Genomic DNA, 18549 nt, shown 5'->3' on the forward strand with positions numbered 1-18549 from the left:
ACTTTTTATTTGCAGGCTGAAGTAACGAGAATGCGACGCGCAGTTTTCAAAAAAACGCACGGCAGGAAATCCCGCCGTGCGTCCATAGATTCTGATTTACGCTTAAATTATTTAAGAGTAACTTTAGCGCCTTCAGCCTCAAGTTTAGTTTTGAGCTCTTCAGCTTCTGCTTTGGAAGCACCCTCTTTGAGGACTTTCGGAGCACCGTCAACTACTTCTTTAGCTTCTTTCAGGCCAAGTCCTGTAGCTTCACGTACAACTTTGATAACTTTAACTTTGTTCGGGCCAACCTCTGTCAGCTCTACGTCGAACTCGTCTTTCTCCTCAGCTGCTGCTGCATCGCCTGCTGCTGCTGCAACTACAACGCCTGCTGCTGCGGATACGCCGAACTCTTCCTCACATGCTTTTACAAGATCGTTTAACTCTAATACAGATAACTCTTTGATAGCGTCAATAAACTCTGCGGTTGTTAACTTTGCCATTTTATTTTCCTCCTTGGATATTTTCTGAATAATGTTCTCAGGCTGCGTATTTCACGCTGCCCGCTTGAGGCTTAGGCCTCTGCTGCGCCGCCTTTGGACTCTGCGATCTGGTTGAGGACGCGAGCCAGGTTTGCGATCGGGGACTGGATGCTTCCAAGCAGTTTGCCAAGAAGTTCTTCTCTTGACGGAACGTTTGCCAGTGCTTCCATTCCAGCTTTGTCGTAGTAGTTTCCTTCTACAACACCAGAAACCATCTCCAGCTTCGGAGCGGTTTTTGCAAATTTAGCGATGATTCTTGCCGGAGCTGTTGCATCGTCCTTGCTGATTGCGATAGCGTTTGTGCCATCCAGGTCTTTGGTAAGAGACTCGAAAGCAGTACCAGCGAATGCACGTTTCATCATTGTATTTTTGTATACTTTGTAATGAACGCCTGCTTCTCTTAACTCTTTACGCAGCTGAGTATCCTGAGCAACGGTTAATCCGCTGTAGTTTACCAGCAGCACGCACTGTGCGCCTTCTACCTGTGCGCTGATCTCTTCCAGGACCGGCTTCTTCAGATCGATTTTTGCATTGATTGCCATGATTGCACCTCCTTGTAGTATTTCGTACCTACGCTTTGGAAGTATAAAAAAAGCTCTTCGCGAAGATTGGCGAAGAGATCTCAAAATTCCATAACATGAACCTTGTGTAACTTCTCCTCGGCAGGCGTTTGAAACTTACGCCTTGCGGCACCTGCTGTCTTCGGCGTGATACAGGTGGTATGATAGCATATGTGAGGCGAGTTGTCAAGATCAAAATAAACTTTTTTCATATTTGTGCAACTTCATCAAAATATGCGTTCTATTTTTTCAAACCGTTTCTTCCTATACCATGTTATACTTACGTTGTTGTCGCCTCCCAAACTGGCAACAGGAAGGGGGTGAGCGCATGTCTATACTTATTTCTCTTATCGTTTCCGTTGTAGCAGGTGTAATCAGCTACTATATCTGCAAGTGGCTAGACGGAAAACATGGTGACAATTAGCCCAGGCGGATGCCCTTCCGTAAAATAGGGAAGAACCCCCAGCAGTTGCCGCTGCTGGGGGTTCGCTTTGTGAACACATGTCACTTATTTCTCTTATCAGCTACATATACTATATCATATGCAGAACCGAATTTCAAGATTCCTCTCCCACATTTTTATTTCACTTTCACCAGTCGCACAGCCATATACGGTCTTGACGGCATGTCGATCGTAAATTCTCCGCTGTGGCGGCCTGCCGGGGTGATGGTCATGTTCCAGGTGTCGATGACTTCCACATCAAACTCCTGGCCTTCCGGCATGTGGAACGGGCGACGGCATGGGCGGTTGGCTCCGAAATAGTACATGATACAGTCTTTTCTCGGATGGCTTGCGCCGTTCGTGCAGCAAGTCTCATCAAAGAATGCCGGAAGCGGCTCCATATAGCCTCCGTTTTCTTCCATAATGTCCAGCAGGAACTGAATACGCGCCGGGCTGCCGCCCCTCAGCTCTCCGCCGTGTGACCACCAGATCACACCGTTTTCATTTTCATACGTCTCGCCGTGCTGGCCATATCCACCTCTGGTATATGCCTCCCAGAACCGGCGTGTCATCTCCTCGCCGCTGATATTTCCCCAGCCGAACGGAAGATTTCCTTCATATGCAATCTCATCGAGTACGCACGGTTTTCCATACTGCGGGCGCCAGATTTCCACATTTTCTGCGGTACGGTACAGATCGATTCTCTGCAGACTGCAGTGCGTGATCCATCCCCTGGAATGATCGTACATGGTCATACAGTTGTGAATGGAGCGCAGATGGCGGTACGGATCCTGACGGCAGACGGTTTCTGCATTGGACTCCCACTCGGATACCGGTTTCCAGCGGAACAGGTCAAATTCATTTGCCATAGCCCACCATACATTGTGGTATGCACTGAAACGGTTGACAACGTATCTTAAATAAAAGTTCTGCTGCTCCAGATTCATGCGGGAATAGCCCCAGCGGTCGTACGGATGGAACAGAATCAGATCGGCCTGGATTCCCATGGTGCCAAGGCGTGCGATCGTGTTTTCAATGTGTTCAAAATAAGAAGGATTCGGACGGGTATAATCCCATACTTCATCCGGGTTTTCGATCATGGCATCAATGCCGCCGAACATATTGCGCGGCGCTTTTTCCAGCTTCTCTGTCTCAAAGTCAGACGGAGACCACGGAGAATTTTCACGAATTTCAAACGGATACTGTGCCGGCTCTTTTAAATTGTAGACATAGTGCTTCGGGAAAACGCAGAAGCGGATCTTATTAAACGGAGAAGCAGCAAGGCTTTCATACGTTTTCTCCTGAGTCTCCTTACTCTGCAGCTCCCACACATAGCAGGTCGTACCGCACGGGTAGTATTCCTTTCCGTCATCGTAAGCAAAATGGTAGGTGTTTGCTACCCGGACCGGACCGTGGCAGTTTTCATCGGCTGCGCTGACCTCCACCGTCACCTTTGCCTCATCGCCCCAGCTTGTTACTGCGGTAATCTCATACGTTCCTTCGCAGGATGGCATAAAGCGAAGCTTGTATACGCCGTTTCCGTCATAAAAGCCCTCGGCATGCTTTTCCTCTGCCTGGCCTGCCATCGTTCCTTTCACCCACTGCTCCGCAAACGGATTTCCCTCGGACGGTCCCCGGAAAACCAGTTCTGCAATTCCATATCGTTTTACATATTCGGTATAAGACTGTAACATACGTTCCACCTTTCTAAAATAAGTATTGCTTCGTATCGTGATAATTTAATTTTACTAAATGTATTTTGAATAGTCAATCTTTTTAAATTAAATTTTTAAACAATAATTCAGTTATTTTTTTATCACTTTTGCCGATATCTATTTCTTTTTTCCTTGTATTTATTGACGTTTTTTCACTTTTATTGTAAACTTTCCCATAGAGTCTGCCGGACCTTTTGCTGAACAGTTCCGGCATTTTCTTTTTATCTGGCTCAAAATTCAGCATATATCTAACATGTACAGGAGAGGAGATGGTCCTTTGAAAAAACGCTTTTCCAAAATTTCCATACACTCACTTGGTTTTCGTATTTTTGTTCTGCTTGCAGTCATGATCGTCCTTTTTTGCGCGCTTGTCGCGTACAACAACACAGCCGCTTTCGGTCTGATGCTTGAGCGGATCCATGAGAACTCGGAAAATACACTGGTTCTGTACCAGAAAAGCCTGGATGAAAATCTTTCCCGCACGGAAACCTACCTCTATGTTTTCGCATTAAATGATGCCGATCTTCTTTCCCTCCGCGCAGCAGAACCACAGACAACCAACTGGTATATCACATTAAACCGAATCAAAAAAAGCTTTGAAAACGCAACGCCAAACTATACCGTAGACGGCTTTTTCTGCTATCAGGAAGCCACAGATGCCCTGGTCCTCTATGACCAGACCACCAACCCGACACCGTTCCTCTGGAACTATATCCGTGAAATCGCCAAAACAGAGGATCCGTCCTCTGTATGGAATCTCAACGAAATCAACGGGAAATATTACCTTGTCCGTATTCTGAACCTGAACGGATATCTGCTCGGCGCGTACATTTCCACGGATACACTCCTTGGCACTCTGGTCGATACAAAAACGCAGGACAGTCTTCTGTATTTTTCCGATGGTCCCCTTCTTCTGCGCACCCCGTCAAACGATGTCCGCCTGGAGGCTCCCCGCTTGAAATGGCGACGATATCCTTCCTACGACATTGATGGAACCTCCTGGATGGCTGTTTCACATGAACTGAACGAAACACCGCTGTCGCTGACCCTGCTTTTAAAGGCTTCGGAATACACCAAATATCAGAGCAGCTTTTATCTTCTCGCCCTGATCGTTTCGCTCGGTCTGTTCGTAATCTGGCTGCTCCTGTCTGCTTCCCTGCACCGCTGGGTTCTTCACCCGGTTCACATGCTGACGCATGCGCTGGAACAGCTCCGCGGCGGTGATCTCAAGGTGCGGATTCCGGATGACGCTATGCTCGACGAATTCCGGAAAATGACGACCGCTTTCAACGATATGGTCGAAGAGATCGATGATCTGAAAATCGCGAATTACGAAAAACAGCTCGCCCGTCAGAAGCTGGAAGCGCTTTACCTGAAGCAGCAGATCACGCCGCATTTTATGATCAACTGCCTGAACACCATTTATCAGCTGACTGAAAATAACCATGCGGACCTGGCACGGCAGATGCTTCAGAACCTGAGTGTACATCTGCGCTATACGCTTTCCTCCGGCCAGACCGTCTCGCTTTTAGAAGAGCTAAACCTTGTAAAAAACTACGTGGAGCTTTCCTCCATCCGCTATCCCGGCGCGCTGCGCCTGCTCCCTTCCTGCGAAGAATCGCTGCAAAATGCAACGGTTGTGCCGCTTATACTCCTGAACTTTGTGGAAAACACGATCAAATATGAGGTCGTTATGGGGAAAGTGCTGGACATGCATATCGATATCACCGCGCAGGAAGAAAATCAGTGTACCCGTCTTCATATCTGTATCTGGGATACCGGATGCGGTTTTTCCGAGGATATACTTGCCGTGCTGCAAAAGCTTGATACCTATGTAAACTCCGAGCAGGAACACATCGGCATCACAAACGTGGTGCTCCGCCTCCGCCAGATTTTTCCCGACGCAGCTTTTGCTTTTGGCAACCGCCCCGGCGCAGGCGCTCAGATTACCATTGATTTTCCTTACGTTCCCTTTTTCCGCATCGACGGATAACCGGAACAGCTAAAAATATGTTTTGGGAGGTTATTATGAACCTGTTAATTGTAGACGATGAATATTATACCGTCGAAAGCATTTCCAACAAAATCCGCACACTACGCCCGGACTTTTTTGAGATTTTCTGTGCCTACAATCTGACACAGGCATTGGAAGCCTTTTCCGCGCATCCGATTGATCTGATGATCTGTGATATCGAGATGCCCGGCGGTTCCGGCCTCGAACTGCTTGACCAGATCCGCCAGGCACACTACGAAACCGTCTGCATTTTTCTGACCGCCTATGCAAAATTTGAATATATTTCCCGCGCTATGAAGCTTTCCAGCAGTGACTATCTGTTGAAGCCGCTGGACGACCATGCTCTTCTGGAAGCTCTTGACAAAGCCTGTGCGCAATGTGAAAAGCAGCAGAAGGACCACGTCAACACCCTTCATGCCAATTACTGGAAGGAAAGTGAGCTCCCGCTTGCGGAACAGTTTTTCCTCGACCTGTTAAATGGCAGTATTTCCTCTGCTCCTTCCGAAGTGATGGATGAAATCCGCTATCGCCGTCTGAATGTCGAACTGATTCATCAGCCCTTCTGTCCGCTTCTGATCCAGACCGGACAGACGAACTCCTTTTCTCCGACCGACAACCGTACCCTGTATGAATTTGCCTTAAAAAATATTGCCCGGGAATATTTTTTTGAACCCGGCGAGCTGCCGCTGACGATCCGTGTGCTTGATGGTTTTTATCTTCTGCTTCTCCCGGCCTCCACACACTCTCGGGACGCCGTGATTGGCCGATGTCGTCAGGCCCTGACCGACTTTGTGACACACTTTCCGTTCTCGATCAACTTTTTCGTTGATCAGAAGGTCTGTCTCCCGGAAGACCTGCGAAAAGCTTTTCTTTCCATGAAAGCCTTCGCCGGAAAGAACGTCACCTACGAAAATCACGTTTTCGATCTTGCCGCTGAAACCGAAGCTCCTGTTCAGACGCCTTTTCAGCCGATTCCATCTGACCGCTGGTCCGATCTTCTCACATCCGGAAGAACGGAACAGCTTCAGATTGAGGTTTTCGCTTTCTTAAATCAGACGAAAAGCTCCGGCACTGCTACACGGGAATTTCTGACCGGCTTTTACTATCAGTTCCTGCAGCTGCTGTTTCGCCAGATGGATCATCCGGGCAGCGAAGACGAAGCCTTCCGCCGCCAGATTACCGTTGCTTCCCCGGAGCAGACCTTCTCCTCGTTTGGTGCTTTACGAGAATGGATTTCCAACAGTCTTCTGCTGTTCACACAAAGCCGTCAGGCAGCCGCTTCCCAGGACACGGCTGTTGCCACCGTGAAGGCATATATCGAATCGCACCTCTCCGACGAGCTGGATCGCGATACGCTTGCGGCCATGGTGTATCTGAACGCCGATTATCTGTCCCATCTCTTCAAAAAAGACACGGGAAGTTCTCTCATCAACTACATCATCGACCGCCGGATTGCTCGCTCCAAGGAGCTTCTCGCAAAGGGCGAAATGAGCATCCGCGACATTGCCATCACCTGCGGCTTCCAGAATATTTCGTACTTCTCCCGCCAGTTTAAAAAATCGACGGGCATGACACCACGGCAGTTTAGAAATTAAAAAAATCCGGCCTTCCTTTTGCATATCGGAAAGCCGGATTTTTTGGATTCACTTACTTTTTTATCAGCCCTTCACGCCGCCAAGGGTAATACCTTTTACAAAGTTTTTCTGGATGAACGGATAAATGATCATGATCGGCAGAATACCAAGTGCTGCCATCGCCATACGAACCGTTCCGGATGGGATCTGGGAGAGGCCTTCGACTGCCTGCGCCATGTTGTTGGCGTTCTGCGTCAGCGCCTGAATATTCTGCATCAGACGGTTCAGCAGGTTCTGGATACTGTAGAGATCCGTTCTCTTTGTCAGATAGATATAACCATTGTTCCAGTCATTCCAATAGGCAATACCAGAGAACATGGCAACTGTTGTAATAATCGGCTTGGACAGCGGAATTGCGATCTTCCACATAGTCTGGAACTCGTTTGCACCGTCAATATAGGCAGCCTCGAGAATTTCATCCGGCACACCGGTGACAAAGTAGCTCTTCATCAGAAGAACGTTGAATGCGCTCATCATCAGAGACGGAACCAGCAATCCGAAAAACGTATCTTTCACATGAAATACGGTTGTGTAGTTGATATAGGTCGGTACAAGGCCTCCGTTGAACAGCATGGTAAAGAACACCAGAAAGGTCAGGACATTGCGTCCCGGCAGACCTTTTTTCGAAAGACCATAGGCCAGACAGGTTGTCAGGGCAAGGCTGCAGACAACGCCGGTTGCGGTCAGGATAAAGGACATTCCGTAGGCTTTGATTACCATGGAACTGCTGGATGTGAATACCCACTCATAAGCATAGGTACTCCACTTTTTCGGCAGAAAAGAGTATCCATTCTGTAACAGAGTTGCATTGTCAGTCAATGAGGAAATGAACATCAACAGAATCGGAATGATCGCGAGCAGTGTCAGGATTGTCATGATCAGATGGCCGAAAAAGCTATAAATTTTATCTTCTCTTGTTTTCATACCGTTCCTCCTAGATCAGCGCGCTGTCGCGGTCAATTTTACGTACCAGCAGGTTGGCGCCAAGCACCAGAATAAATCCTACGATCGACTGGTAAACACCGGCTGCGGCAGACATCGAAACATTGCCCATCTGAAGCAGTCCGCGATATACGTAGGTATCAATTGTGTTTGTTGTGGAATACAGAGCTCCCTGGTTCATCGGCACCTGGTAAAAGAGACCGAAGTCAGAGTAGAAAATTCTTCCGATTGCCATCATGGTCAGCATGATAATGGTCGGACGCAGAAGCGGCAGGGTAATATATTTGATCTGCTGCCATCTCGTTGCACCATCGATCTTGGCTGACTCATAGAAGGATTTATCAAATCCCATCAGTGTTGCCAGATACACAATACAGTTGTAGCCAACCGACTTCCATGCACTGACAAAAACCAGGATAAACGGCCAGTATTTCGGTTCCGAATACCAGGAAACCGGATCTTTTCCCAGCGCCTTTAAAATCGTGTTGTTAATGAATCCGTTTTCTACACTGAAGAATGCAAAAACAAGATATCCGATGATAACGGTGGAGAGGAGGTTCGGAAGAAGAATTGCACTCTGGTAAACTTTCTTCCGTTTTCCTTCCAGTTCACTCAAGATAATAGCTACTGCGATTGCCAGTGTTGTATTGATTACAATGAAGGCCACGTTGTAGAGAATCGTATTTCGTGTAATAACAAAGGCATCGCTTGTCGTAAACAGATATTCAAAGTTTTTCAGTCCTACCCATGGACTTCCGTAGATGCCCTTTCCGGCATTGTACTGTTTGAATGCAATTACAAGGCCCGGCAGAGGCATATAATTGTTGATAAACAGATAAATGAGGCCCGGCAGCATCAGAATATAGATCGGCAGAAAGCGTACAAATGTTTTTCGTCTTTTCTGGCTCTTCTGACTTTTCACTCTTGCCATGTTTTTCATTCTCCTTTTTTCTTATCCGCAGCCGGTCCCAAAGCGTTCCGGTTTTGACAGATTTTTCTCTTCTTACAACCTGCGCCGTCCTGTTTTTGGGACGGCGCAGTCATTTTTTGATCTAAATTCTTAAACTTTATTTGTTTGCTTCCTGCCATGCTTCCAACTGTGCCTTTTTCTCGTCGATAATCTTCTGGAGGCCTGCAGTCATCATCTTATCATTCATCTCAGCAATTCCGGTCTCCGGGTCTACAAAGCCGTACTCTACGCTGGTCTGATACTCGTTGTATACGTTCTGTACTGCTGTGAGCTCGTTTGCCACATTTGTGCTGTCAAAGGAGAAACCGCTTGCTTTGGAAACCTTTGCATTGGTGTTAAACTCTTTCATCTCTGTCCACAGATCCGGATCATTTCCTTCCCATACATGGGTCAGGAACTGGTTCGGCATCATCCATCCCATGGAATGATTCCATCCGGAGTTGGATGCATCTACACCGTCTGCATAAGCAGCAAGTCCGTCATCGCCAATTTTATAATGTGTTCCCTCGATGCCCCATGCCAGAAGGTTTGCGATATCGGCATTTGTGTAGCACTCATTCAGGAATTTCATGGCTGCTTCTTTATGCTGTGCAGAGATCGGAATGGTCCAAGGCATACTAGCCACAGATGTGGAACTGATATAGTCATCCAGTGTCTGGAAGATGGTCATATCGCGACCGGTCAGTGTAGTCTCCTGCGCTTTGATGCCAGGCTTTCCGCCTGTGGTATAGCTCATCAGAGTTCCGGCTTTTACAAGCTCTCCGACTGCTGTTGTATCGGTCGATGCATCGGCACTGATATAGCCTTTCTGATTGTAGTCATACAGTCTTGCACAATAATCCTTGTAGAAATCGCTCTCAAAGAGGTTTACAACATCAAGGTTCTGGCCATAGTCAAGCAGCACACCGAACACATTTCCTCCAAGGGAGTCTACGTTAGAGAACTGCGACATAGAACCTGTTGTCGGACGATAAACCTCTTTGTCCGGATACTTCTCATGCAGCTGTGCATAAATGTCATTTAATTCATCCAGACTGATTTTTACGATCTCATCGTCTGTGTTTGCTTCGTAGCCAATACCATCGAGATACTCGGTTGCGATCGCTGCGCATCCACGTCCCTGTGCAATGTCTCGGTTACTTGGAAGTCCATATAAAACTCCGTTTACACGGCAGGCATCTACATTTTCCTGTCCAACCGCATCAATAATTCCCTGTCCGTAAGTCTGAATCAGATCATTTTCTTCCAGGTCGGAGAGGTATCCCTGCTGAATTCCGGTTGCATATGGGAAACCTACACATGCAAGTACATCAATTTCCTCATTTGCGGAAAGCGCCAGCGTCGTGTTCTGGTTAAAGGAACCGTAATCAGTAATGGAAAGCTCAATTTCAACACCAATCTTATCTCTTGTGATATCATTGATGGCTTCCTGTACTTTCTCCGTATCTGCCGGAGCACCCGTCCAGGTCGGGAAGCTTACGATGATTTTTTCCACTTCTCCGCTTCCGTTCTCTGCTGTACTGGATGCGGTACTCTTATCCTTAGAATCTGTCTTTCCGGAATCTGAACTTCCGCCGCTGCTTCCGCATGCGGCCATGGAGCATGCCATAATGGATGCCATGAAAATCGCTGCTACTTTCTTTTTCATTCTTTCGTCCTCGCTTTTTATCTTTTTGTCTTGCTGCTTTATTTCGTTTCTGAGTTTCGGCCGTGACTCATTTGATGATCTTATTATATCTGCTTTCTTACCTCCAAAAAAGAACAATCCTGCGATGAATTTGCACTTTTCTGCGGTTTCTTTCCGCATTTTGTATAGTTTATGATCACTTTTCAGTTTTTTCTATGCATTCTGCTATCAGCACCCAGTCTCCCGCCGCCGGTTTCTTTGGCATAATGCACGACTTTCCACGCACTTCCACCTGGATTTCTGCTTTTTCTGTCTGTCCCGTTCTCGGATCAAACCAGGAAATTGCATAGATTCCGTCGCAAAGGCCCGCGAGCGGTGTACTCATGCCATCCATCTCTCCGTAATAAATCAGTGCTCTCGTTTTATCCCGGCTGATCGTGGCAGCCGCAAGCTTATTGGCAAACGGGCTGATACTCTCCTCTGCTTCTGCCGGATCGTAAGGCACCATCTCCTCAAAATGATGTTCTTCATAGAAATGTTTCAGATATCCCATCTGTGCGCCTCCGGGGCCGTCAATGGCTTTCGCCCAGGTGATGCCAAATTTGTTGAATGCATTAAAATCCGGGTTGATGTCGCTTACCTCCCAGATATTATCCCAGATTCCCTGCGCACCGTACGTATAACCGCAGCCGCCGGTCTGGACTGCCATATATGCCACGCGGCGCAGCATTGCATCGGTGCAGAGCCGGGTTCCGTTTTCTTCCAGTGTGGAACAGTATTCATACAGAGACTCGCCTTCAATGAACGGTTTTGTTCCGTGTTCCTTCCGATAGGTACGGTACCAGGACGGATTGATCGGAAAATCGCCGTGTCCGGCCTGATTCAGCACAAAATCAAACCATGATTCATCATAATAGTAATCTGCAAACGGACGCTCATTCGTATAATGTGCGGTCTGCAGTGTTCCATAGCCGTCCATTTCTTCCACATACTTTGCGACCTCACGCCAGCCTTTGATGGCTGTTTCCCGCGGCTTTCCCGGGAAATAGCCTGCCACTTCGCCTGCCAGCGTCCACACAACCGGAAGGGCGCCATAGCGGGCAATGATATAGCGCGCCAGATGTTTCTGGTGCTCCACGCCCTGCTCGATCGAGCCGGACCAGGCAAAACCGAGCGCGTTGATAAAGCCGAGGTCAGCGAGATACTGCATGCGGCGGTCGAGTTCGTTCTGGTAAAATGCCACATCCGGCGCATCATCTGCGGCATCCGTTTTCCAGTAACGGCTCTTGTGCTCCTTCCAGCTGTCGCTTCGAAGGTTTGTCTGATAAACGTTATAACCCTGTTCCTTCCTGCGGTCCGCCATGCCGCGGAACATGCTCGTCATCTGTGGATGGTTCGATTCGTCCCACCGCTCACCAAAGGCAAATTCCCAGTGCGTATCACCGAGCCAGAAAAACGGTGTTCCGTCTGCATATGTCAGATATCTTCCTGATGGATGCACTTTCAGGAATCCGTGCCGATAAATGGCAAGATCTCCTTCGTATGGAATACATTCGATCGTTCCCTGCACTCCGGAAAGTCCCGTCTCCTCCGGTGCTTCCAGCCTATAACTCCACATTCCTGTTTCGGTTGGCGCAAAGGCAATCCGATAGGTACTTCCACCGTCCCAGTACGCTTCTCTTCTGATCCTTCTTCCCGACGGTCCCGTAAAAACACTCCAGATGGAAACATCGAGGAATGGATTGTTGTATGTTTTCTTGCTCTCAAATGATAAAATAATTTGTCGCCACTGTTCTGCTTTCATCCCCATTTTATTTTCTCCTTTATCTGCGCAGAGCGCGCCCGGTTTTTTTCGGGCACGCTCCTCGAATCTGATTTTACTGTAACTGTTTATTGTTTATTGTTTTTTATTCCAGTCCGCGTTTCTTTGCAAGCTGCACGGCAATCTCAACCAGCTCCGCCGCATCCTCGCGGCAGACAAAGCCTTTCGTTACCTGCTCTTTCGTGTTTTTCTCCGCCATTTCCCGGTAATGTGCCAATGTTCCGTACAGCTCTTTTATCATTTCTTTCGAAAACGCCTGCTGATAACCGAACAATCCTTCCTTTTCCGATTCCGGATCCAGGAAATTCTGGCCTTTTTCAATGTCGCTGGTATTGCTGTATCTTCCGGTTGGGTAGTCAAGGAGGCAGGTACGCAGTCCACCGATCGTATTTCCGAACGCATCCTTTTTGTTTTCTCCGTCGCTGTCAACCGCAATCCGGTCACAGTGCGCCGGAGCTGCGCCTGTCCGTACCCAGGTAAAGAGATTCCGAAATGCTGCCGCAAAAAGAATCTGGGACGGATAGTCGTTTCCTTCCTCATTTTTTCCCATATAGAATGGCAGATGGTTGATCCGCACCAGATCCGGATCGTTCTGATAGTAATCCACGTAGCTATAGGAAGTGTCATGGCTTGCACCCGTCACATCATACTGGCGAAACAGGAACTCCGGATCATCGCTGTCCTGCTGGGCAATGCGCCATGCTTCCATTCTTCCGTTTTCACTCTCTGTCTGCACAGCGATAAACGGCTCGCGCGCCTTTTCCACACGTGTCAGACTGTAATGGTACGGAGCCATGGTTTCATACTGGTTGACCGGAATACCAAGGGAATGGACTCCTCCTCCGGAAAGGTAGCCATCAAATACACACGCACCGCGTGCCACCTCCGGACGATACGCAAAGCTGTTCAGATAGCGGAACAGATACGAACCCGACTGTGACCAGCCCGTCAAATAGACGTATTCTCTCTTATATTCCCGAATCGGATTCTGCTCCTCATCGCCGCGCAGCAGCCACGCCAGGTCTGTCAGCATGTCCCAGAAAAGACCCGTTTCGTAATCATGATTCAGATCGCCGAGTCCGCCTGTGACCTGCAGTCGCTCCGAGAACGGCACATCCGGCGTCGGGTTGGCCCAGGAAAGACGGCCGTAACGCTTTTCATCAAACTCTACCATTTTAGCGATGGTATTCGGTTTGCTTGTGATTCCCAAATAGATATCGCCGTCCCGTACAAATTTCTTCCAGCCGAGAATCCACATGCGGTCAATCTCCATAAAACTCGTTGGGTTGATGATCTCCACTACAACGTTTCCGCTGCATTTTGCAGTGTCCTGCGGCGCGCGGACGATGATGCGGTTTGTGTATGGTGCATCTGCAGTGCGCACACAGACGCCGCCGCGCTCGTCGGCTGTCTCGTAGACATTTGCCGTTCCATACATATAATATTCCTTCTCCACATAGCCGCGCTCCGACAGCTTCAGGTAACGCTCCGCACTGGCAAACGGATAGCTTTCTTTCGTTACCGGAATCTCCTCTAGTCTTGTAATCATCTCATAAAACCTCCCTTTTTCCTTGTATGATTTTATTATTCCATACGGCTCCAATACGAAAAACAACGATTCTGCTGTTTTTTGACACTTTTCTGCTGTTTCTGTTTCGATCAGACTTTTTCCGTTCCGAAAACAAAAACACAGAAAAAGCATCTCTGTGCAACTTTATCTCTGATTTGTACTTTTTCTTTCGGAATGTCTGTAGTAAACTGGTATTGTCGGGCAGAAAAAAATTCTACTATTCCCAATACCGTCTTTTCTGCCCATGCAAACAACTGTACTCTCAAGCTTTTTCTGTACCTGATTTTGTGAGATGATTTTTGTCAGTCGCAAAAGCAAGTGCAGAAAGACTCTGAGCGTACATTCCGTACCAAAGGAGGGTTTTTACAAATGAACGGAACTTATTATACCATTACCGAAGTTTTTGATTTCGGTCCGCATATTTCGAAAATAATTCTGGATTATGGCAAAAGCATGAAGGGTGCGGCCCCATCTCCGGAGCAGTTTACGGTACACGTTACCCGTACATCCACCGAGGGTGAGAACTTTGTCTGGCCGAATTTCATGGGTGACAAACCGGATGATTCCATGGACGGCACACGCCGCGTTTCGAACGTTTACGTTTCTGACAAAACCGGTGCACCGTGCGAGGACGGTACCTGTCTGACGCTGGAGCTGCCGTGTTTCATCATGGAAGGAATCGGCTCCATCATCAAATTCAACGGTAATTTTAATGTATTTGTCAATGTTGCTTACGATGTGACACAGACCTCTGAAATTGCAACAGACGATGATGCCATTTCTCCGCAGACGTTCGACGTAGACGGCGGAAACCGCGTCATCTACGGTGAATGGCTCAAAGAAGACCGCTACGATGATCCGCAGATTCCGCTCTCTTACGTTTACTACGAGCCGGAAATGGATGCGGATGAGAAAATCCCGCTGATCATCTGGCTGCACGGCGCAGGTGAGGGCGGACAGGAACCGCTGATTGCAGCAATCGGAAATAAAGTTGTAAACCTGATTTCCCCAAAGATTCAGAAAATTTTCGGCGGCAAGACCTACCTGCTCGCTCCACAGGCTCCAACCATGTGGATGGATGACGGAACCGGCGAATATACCAAAGACGGTTCTTCCAAATATACCGAAGTTCTCGATGCCCTGATCGGTGCTTTCGTGGATGCCCATCCGCAGATTGACCGCTCCCGCATCTACATCGGCGGCTGCTCCAACGGTGGCTTTATGACCATGAAACAGCTCATTTTCAACCCGTCCCGCTACGCTGCCGCATATCCGGTCTGCGAGGCTCTGGCGGATGCATTTATCTCCGATGAAGATATTCTGAAGCTCAAAGATCTGCCGATCTGGTTTACACACGCAAAAACCGACCCGGTTGTCGTTCCGGATGACTTTGTCGTTCCGACCTATGAGCGTCTGGCAAAGGTCAATCCGAATGCACACTTCACCTACTGGGACAAGGTACTCGATCACACCGGAACCCAGAAAAATGCAGACGGCACCCCATTCGAATACATCGGCCACTGGTCCTGGATCCCGATGCTGAACGATGAGTGTGTCCTCGATTATGACGGCAAACCGGTTATGACGGACGGAAAAGAAACTCCGATTCTGGAGTGGATGGCTGCACAGAAAAAAGCATAACACAGCACTTGCCGGATTCTCCGCCTACGGCGGATTGTTGCAGTGAAAAAAAAACAGATGGTATGAAATCGGACTTCAAAGCTGATTTCATACCATCTGTTTTTGTCTGTTCTTGTCTTTTTTTCTCTGTTCCGTTTGATATCATCAACCGTGCAAGTCGGCTGATCTTTTCGAAAAGCTCTTGCCCCTACTGTTCTTTTCTTTTCAGCTCTTCATAAAATTTCTGCAGCACATAAAATGCCGGTTTGCGGTACTTTTTGTCCTCAGAGAGCAGCCCCTTCCGGTTATAATATTTCTGGATCAGGCTTGTTCTGCGCGGGCAGCGGAAGTCGTAGAGAATCCAGGGGGTCATGCCCTTGATGTAGTCAATGTTCCGCAGCGTTGCAATCTGTTTTTCGTACACATCCGCCTGGCACTCCTCGGTTCCTTTGTCCGAGATGGTTCCATGGTGATGCGGCAGCGCGTCTGCGCCGAACTCCGTTACGATAACCGGCTTGTCCGGCTGGCTGTTTTCCATCAGTGCCGGCAGCATCGCAAAATCCGGGGTGTACCAGCCGCAGTACTCGTTGATGCCGATGATGTCAAGGTATTCCATCAGACGGTCCTCAATCTTATTTTTCGCAGCATTAACCAGGCAGGCCGCAGACACCATTCGCGTCTCATCTTCCCGATGCGCGCATTCTGCCAGTGCGCTCATGAATTTCAGCCGTTCATCCGTATCGGCATTCTCATTTCCGACAGACCAGATGATCACGCTCGCGCGGTTCCAGTCACGGTTGATGAGTTCGCGGAGCTGATTTTTGGCATCCTCATATGTTTTTTCACGTTCAAAACGAATTGCCCAGTAAACCGGAATTTCCTCCCACAAAAGAAGCCCAAGCTCGTCGGCGAGTTTTGCCATTTCTTCGTTATGCGGGTAATGTGCAAGGCGCATGAAGTTGCATCCCAGTTCTTTCGCAATGCGGATATTTTCGATCCGTTCCTCTCTTGTCAGGCCTTTTCCGTTTTCCACGCTGTCTTCGTGGCAACTGATACCACGCAGGAAAACGGGCTCTCCGTTCAGCAGAATGTCTCTGCCGTTCACGCGAATTTCACGAAAGCCGACCCGATCGCTGACGGTATCGGTTCCACAGGTTACTTTTACATCATACAGCTTCGGTTTTTCCGGTGTCCAAAGCTCCGGTTTTGCATCAAAAACAACTTCTCCGGCTCCGTTTTCCAGCTGGATTTTCCGGCTCACGCCAAGCTCCTCGATGACAAGCTCTGCCTTGGCTGTGATTTTTTCCGACAGTGTCACTTTCGCCATAACATGTCCAAATGTTCCGTCCGGCACAAGCGCAATTTTAAAAGTTTTGATATGGCATTTCGGAACACGGATCAGTGCGATATCGCGGTATACGCCGCAGTAGTTGAACCAGTCGGTATTCTCGGTCGGCACCTGCTCCGGCCGTCTCGTTCCGTCAACAGCAAGCACGATGCGGTTCTCCGCTTTCAGGTATTCTGTGATATTCCAGAACGCCGGTGTCGATCCGCCGCGATGCATACCGACGTATTTTCCGTTTAAGAAAACGCGGCACAGATAATTGGCTGCGCCCACCTTCAGAAAAACTGTTTCCTCTCTTTCTGCGATATAGGAAATTTTTCTCGTAAAGATCATGCTTCCCTCATACAGGAGATACATCGGATCGATGGTATTCCAGCTGCACGGAAGCTGCATCACCGGCCACTCGTCAAAGGAATAGTCGATTGGCACAGTGAAGCCTTTTTCGTCGCGGTATCTCTCTTTGTACCATTTCTGGCGCAGACAGGTATCGTACTGATCGACTGCATAATGCCAGCCGCCGTTCAGCAGCTCCTCTCTTCTTCCCCCTTCAAATATCATCGTGTCCACTGTGGCAAATCCCGTTTCGTACTGTTCGGTATAATCCTCGAGATGGATATCCGACATATACTTTTTCTCTTTTTTTGCTTCCATAAACTTTTCCCTCACTTCTCCAAACGATCCGAAACACGCTCTGCGAGTTTCTCAGGGTATCGCGGCAGTCGCCGGGTCTCGTGCAGACACGGACTTTGGCGCGGCACCACCCATTCCTTGTTTTTATTATAACGCTTTCACAGGAAAAATCTATGGTCAAAACTGTTGAGGATATTGCAAAAATTGCGGTACCGCTTATTTTTCTTCGTTTTCGTTCTTTCCTTCCGCCGCCATCTGCCGCTTCCTCCGTGTCACAAGGCCACCGATCCGTCCCGTTTCTTTTGCCGTGAGTGATCGCCAGCCGTCATTCAGCACGCGTTCTAAAAGCCCCAGCTCACCTGCGATTTCGTATTTCATTTTCTCCTTCTCCGTCATATGTTCCAGATCAATTTTCTTCTGCCTTGCCATTTTTTCTACACTCCTTTTCTCTGCATTTTTGCTTTATCCAGAGTGTAGACACTTTTTTCCGGCCTTATACCTCCTGTTGTCAAACGGCTATGAGCAATCCGCTTCGCTGCTTGCTCATAGCCGAAGAGCTGCTTCGCAGCTTATCTTTTCATCCCTGCTTTCGAAATCCCCCCCGAAGGCAGGAATCTTTTATCTGCCGCCACAAAAAAAACCTCGCTTTTTGAAATACGGTCCGGTTTCCCATTCCGTTTTTTCAAAAAGCGAGGTCCTTTTCTTTATTTCTATTCTATGTTCCTATCTCCTCACTCCGGCGTCTCTCCGAGCCCGCTTTTAATTGCGGCAACAGCCGCCCGAAGTGCCTCCTCTTCATCCTCCCCGCTGCTGCAGATCTCAATGGTTTCTCCCTGCTTGATTCCTGCAGCTACGATACTCAAAATACTCTTTAAATTAACCGTTCCCTGCATCCCGTTGTTTTCATAGGTAAACGACATGGAAGATTTGTACCGGCTTACACTGTTTGACAAATTTACCGCGTTTAAAAGATGCAGACCTGACGGATTGACAATCGTTACTTTTTCACTTACCATCTTACGTTCCACCTGTCTTTCCTTTGTAATCCGCTCATTTTTCTTTGAAAAATGGCTACTTACTCATTTTTTGCCGTGTCCCGAGTTCAAAAATCCTCCTGCATCGGTTTTTTGACCTTTT

Annotated in this window: 14 protein-coding genes and 1 other annotated feature; of the genes, 3 read left to right on the forward strand and 11 right to left on the reverse strand. The window is 48.2% G+C overall.

Features of this window, described 5'->3' with window-relative positions; translation table 11 throughout:
* Positions 1-107 precede the first annotated feature (107 nt).
* The 3 genes from rplL to DWX00_RS17620 form a co-directional block, all read right to left on the reverse strand.
* The gene (gene rplL / locus DWX00_RS17610; RefSeq protein WP_022462823.1) at positions 108-482 is read right to left on the reverse strand and encodes a 50S ribosomal protein L7/L12; all 375 of its coding nucleotides are present in this window, start codon (positions 480-482) and stop codon (positions 108-110) included.
* Between the two features lie 71 nt (positions 483-553).
* Positions 554-1063, reverse strand: coding sequence for a 50S ribosomal protein L10 (rplJ, locus tag DWX00_RS17615; protein WP_055227784.1), 510 nt, complete (start codon positions 1061-1063; stop codon positions 554-556).
* A gap of 37 nt (positions 1064-1100) precedes the next feature.
* Positions 1101-1245 (reverse strand) — a sequence feature (ribosomal protein L10 leader region).
* Positions 1246-1660: 415 nt separating this feature from the next.
* The gene (locus DWX00_RS17620; protein WP_117801328.1) at positions 1661-3217 is read right to left on the reverse strand and encodes a DUF5605 domain-containing protein; all 1557 of its coding nucleotides are present in this window, start codon (positions 3215-3217) and stop codon (positions 1661-1663) included.
* A 298-nt stretch (positions 3218-3515) separates the two neighbouring features.
* Between DWX00_RS17620 and DWX00_RS17630 the strand changes: the two genes are divergently transcribed.
* Both DWX00_RS17630 and DWX00_RS17635 read left to right on the forward strand, forming a co-directional pair.
* Positions 3516-5231, forward strand: a complete 1716-nt coding sequence (locus DWX00_RS17630) for a sensor histidine kinase (RefSeq protein WP_055266927.1) — start codon at positions 3516-3518, stop codon at positions 5229-5231.
* Between the two features lie 35 nt (positions 5232-5266).
* Positions 5267-6847, forward strand: a complete 1581-nt coding sequence (locus tag DWX00_RS17635) for a response regulator transcription factor (protein ID WP_055266925.1) — start codon at positions 5267-5269, stop codon at positions 6845-6847.
* 63 nt (positions 6848-6910) lie between these two features.
* Here DWX00_RS17635 and DWX00_RS17640 read toward each other — a convergent pair whose 3' ends face one another.
* From DWX00_RS17640 to DWX00_RS17660, 5 genes are all read right to left on the reverse strand, one after another.
* A complete protein-coding gene (locus tag DWX00_RS17640) occupies positions 6911-7810 on the reverse strand; it encodes a carbohydrate ABC transporter permease (protein WP_118595902.1) in 900 nt (299 codons plus the stop codon).
* A 10-nt stretch (positions 7811-7820) separates the two neighbouring features.
* Positions 7821-8768 carry an ABC transporter permease gene (locus DWX00_RS17645; protein ID WP_118595903.1) on the reverse strand — a complete coding sequence of 316 codons (948 nt, stop codon included), beginning with the start codon at positions 8766-8768 and terminating at the stop codon, positions 7821-7823.
* Between the two features lie 127 nt (positions 8769-8895).
* The gene (locus DWX00_RS17650; protein ID WP_158578903.1) at positions 8896-10446 is read right to left on the reverse strand and encodes an ABC transporter substrate-binding protein; all 1551 of its coding nucleotides are present in this window, start codon (positions 10444-10446) and stop codon (positions 8896-8898) included.
* A 175-nt stretch (positions 10447-10621) separates the two neighbouring features.
* Entirely contained in the window at positions 10622-12235 is a 1614-nt protein-coding gene (locus DWX00_RS17655) for an apiosidase-like domain-containing protein (protein ID WP_118595905.1), read from the reverse strand.
* A gap of 97 nt (positions 12236-12332) precedes the next feature.
* Positions 12333-13796 (reverse strand): alpha/beta hydrolase domain-containing protein, encoded by a 1464-nt coding sequence (locus DWX00_RS17660; RefSeq protein ID WP_118595933.1) that lies wholly within the window; start codon positions 13794-13796, stop codon positions 12333-12335.
* Between the two features lie 390 nt (positions 13797-14186).
* On the opposite strand from DWX00_RS17660, the gene DWX00_RS17665 reads away from it, so the two are divergent.
* Positions 14187-15458 (forward strand): prolyl oligopeptidase family serine peptidase, encoded by a 1272-nt coding sequence (locus DWX00_RS17665; protein ID WP_118595906.1) that lies wholly within the window; start codon positions 14187-14189, stop codon positions 15456-15458.
* Between the two features lie 187 nt (positions 15459-15645).
* On the opposite strand, the gene DWX00_RS17670 is transcribed toward DWX00_RS17665, so the two are convergent.
* The 3 genes from DWX00_RS17670 to DWX00_RS17680 all read right to left on the reverse strand — a co-directional run bounded on the left by DWX00_RS17670 (position 15646) and on the right by DWX00_RS17680 (position 18428).
* Entirely contained in the window at positions 15646-17433 is a 1788-nt protein-coding gene (locus DWX00_RS17670) for a glycoside hydrolase family 2 protein (RefSeq protein WP_117510357.1), read from the reverse strand.
* A gap of 195 nt (positions 17434-17628) precedes the next feature.
* Positions 17629-17841 carry a small, acid-soluble spore protein, alpha/beta type gene (locus tag DWX00_RS17675; protein WP_055220834.1) on the reverse strand — a complete coding sequence of 71 codons (213 nt, stop codon included), beginning with the start codon at positions 17839-17841 and terminating at the stop codon, positions 17629-17631.
* Between the two features lie 302 nt (positions 17842-18143).
* Positions 18144-18428, reverse strand: coding sequence for an HPr family phosphocarrier protein (locus DWX00_RS17680; protein ID WP_055227790.1), 285 nt, complete (start codon positions 18426-18428; stop codon positions 18144-18146).
* Positions 18429-18549: the final 121 nt, after the last annotated feature.

Source organism: Blautia sp. AF17-9LB (assembly GCF_003479185.1).
Classification (GTDB): domain Bacteria; phylum Bacillota; class Clostridia; order Lachnospirales; family Lachnospiraceae; genus Fusicatenibacter; species Fusicatenibacter saccharivorans.